The 2,611-nt window shown below is 65.1% G+C and carries 2 protein-coding genes and 1 pseudogene; all 3 read right to left on the bottom strand.

The annotated features are described in order from the left end of the window. Positions 1-848, bottom strand: an 848-nt coding sequence (locus WCB02_RS09025; RefSeq protein WP_423957629.1) for an ABC transporter ATP-binding protein, incomplete at its 3' end; no start/stop codon positions are given. A gap of 671 nt (positions 849-1,519) precedes the next feature. Further along, positions 1,520-2,422 (bottom strand): carbohydrate ABC transporter permease, encoded by a 903-nt coding sequence (locus tag WCB02_RS09020; RefSeq protein WP_423957627.1) that lies wholly within the window; start codon positions 2,420-2,422, stop codon positions 1,520-1,522. Further along, positions 2,419-2,611, bottom strand: a pseudogene (locus WCB02_RS09015) (hypothetical protein); the annotation flags it as partial. The pseudogene WCB02_RS09015 and the gene WCB02_RS09020, both read right to left, overlap by 4 nt.

Here is a 2,611-nt window from a genome sequence, read left to right as displayed (position 1 = left end):
TCGCGGCCGACGTACACTTCGATGTCCGAACTGGCGCGCACCACTCCCTCGGGGATGGGCAGCCGGTATCCGGCGAACGTGACCGCCATGCCGTCGTCGCCGCTGATCACCCTAGCTTTGACGATATTCATCGAGGGTGAGCCGATGAAGCCGCCAACAAACAGGTTGACCGGGTGGTCGTACAGGTTCTGCGGAGTGTCGACCTGCTGCAGCATCCCGTCCCTGAGCACGCAGACGCGGTGGCCGAGCGTCATCGCCTCGACCTGAGCGTGGGTCACGTACACGGTGGTCACATGGAGCCGCTCATGTAGCTCCGCCAGCGACGCCCTCATGCCCACGCGGAGCTTGGCGTCGAGGTTCGACAACGGTTCGTCCATGAGGAAAGCCTGCGGTTCCCGCACGATCGCCCTGCCCATCGCCACGCGCTGGCGCTGGCCGCCGGACAGCGCCGTCGGCCTGCGCTTGAGGTACGGCTCAAGGCCAAGAATGTTGGCCGCATTGTGGACGCGGCGCTCGATCTCATCCTTCGGTGTCTTGCGCATCCGCAGGCCGAACGCCAGGTTCTGTGCCACGGTCATCTGAGGGTAGAGGGCATAATTCTGGAAGATCATCGCGATGTCGCGATCTTTGGGTGCCACGCCATTCACCACGCGGTCGCCGATTCGGATGGTTCCGTGGCTGACCTCCTCCAGTCCTGCGATCATCCGCAGGGCGGTCGACTTCCCGCACCCGGAAGGGCCGACCAGGACCATGAACTCGCCGTCCTGGATCTCCAGGCTCAGGTCGTTTACTGCCTTCACGCCTCTGCCATAGACCTTGTCGACTTGATCCAGCGTAATCTGCGCCATTGTCCCTCCTTGCCTCTTCCGTACCATGGCCAGCCTGCGGGTCGCGACCTAGCGCAGTCTGCAGGTAGGTCAGCCCGCGCAGCAGCTGGCAGGCCTCGTCGTAGACGACAGCGGCGCGGGAGATGTCGTCGGCGTCGTAGGCGCCCTGCCCGTAGGTGTTGTTCGCTGGATCGTAGGTGCCGCCGCCGGTGACCTCGTAGCTACCAGGGCCCAGGTAGTTGGCGTAGACCCACAGCGCTCTGACCGAGGGCTCGCTGCCGAGCAGGTAGGTGGTGTGTCCGGCCCCGATCTTGACCTGGGCCCCAGTGGCCCGAAGGCCACGTAACTCATGACATGGACGCCGAGGCTCGCGATCCAGGTCGTGCGCGGGTCTTCGACCCCGGCGTGGTCGTGGGATCTCTCCCAGCCCGTATCGGGGGAAAGGACGACGCCGTCGCGCCGCACCCCGGTCGGCTGGCCGTCGCGCACCAGGACCTCCGCGATGCCGATCCTGGACAGGTTTCCGGCGGCGACCAGGCGCGGTAGCAGCCACAGCCTGCCGTCCGGGCTGCGCCCGCTGGCCGGGTTGAGCACGCCCTCCGCCTCGAAGTCGGCACCCGGGTCGGCAGACATGACCACGCCCAGCCGGGTCAGCCGGCCGGGCACGCTCATGGTGCCAGCGCGCGTCACGGTCAGCCTTTCACGCCGGAGCCGATATTGGTGGAAACGAAGTACCGCTGGAAGCCGATGATCAATGCGACCGCGGGCGCGGCCAGCACGCACGCTCCGGCCAGGATCGCGCCGTACGGATTCGACGCGGTCGCCGCCACGTTGTCGATGTAGTTCGCGAGGGCGACCGCGAGCGGCTGCAGGCTCTGCTGCTTGGTGATCAGGAACGGCCACAGGAACTCGTTCCACGGCCCGATAAAGGTCAGGAGCATGGCGGTCAGCACCGCGGGGCGGACGAGCGGGAGTGCGATGTTGATCAGGACCTTCAGTTCGCTCGCGCCGTCGATCCGGGCGGCGTCGAACAACTCGGCCGGCAGTTGCATGAAGTATTGCCGGAAGATGAGCACGGCGACAGAGTTGATCGCGAACGGCGCGATCATCCCGAGGTAGGAATTGGCAAGCCCGTAGTTGCGCGCGATAAGGACGTACAGCGGGATGATCAGCAACTGGAATGGGACCGTCAGCACCAACAGCATCAAGGCGAACAACAGGCCGCGGCCGCGAAAACTCAGTCGCGCCAGCGCGTATCCGGCCAGTATGCCGAACACGAGGGTGGCCAGCAGGACACCACCGGTGAAGATGCCGGAGTTGATGATCGACTTGCCGAGGTCTATGGCCACGTTGATCTCGCCGTAATTGTGCAGCGTCATGTTGCCGGGATTCGGCAGTACGCCGCTCAGCGAGGTGTTCTGTGTCTTCTGCAACGAGCCGATGATCATGTAATAGAACGGGAAGAGGAATACCAGCGCTCCGAAGAGCAGCGCGATCAGACGCCACCACGAACGCGAGGCACGCGGTTCAACCGCCGCCGTGACGCTGTCCGATCTGGCGGTGACCTCGGGCGTGGCGCGGTCCGCCTTGGTCATGCCTGTCTCCTTTGCACTAGCTGCTGGATGCCGGCGATCAGGAGCACTCCGATGACCAGGATGATCCCGAGGGCCGAGGCGAAGTCGGGGTGGTTTTGCTCGATGCCGGTCTGGTAGATCTGCAGCACCGGCGAGGCGGACTTGCCGTCTGGGCCGCCGCCATCGGTCAGCAGGTAGGGCTCGGTGAAC

Source organism: Bradyrhizobium sp., from assembly GCF_049581145.1.
Classification (GTDB): Bacteria; Pseudomonadota; Alphaproteobacteria; order Rhizobiales; family Xanthobacteraceae; genus Bradyrhizobium.
The sequence above is the reverse complement of the archived record's forward strand: the minus strand, read 5'-3'. Positions and strand labels throughout refer to the sequence as shown.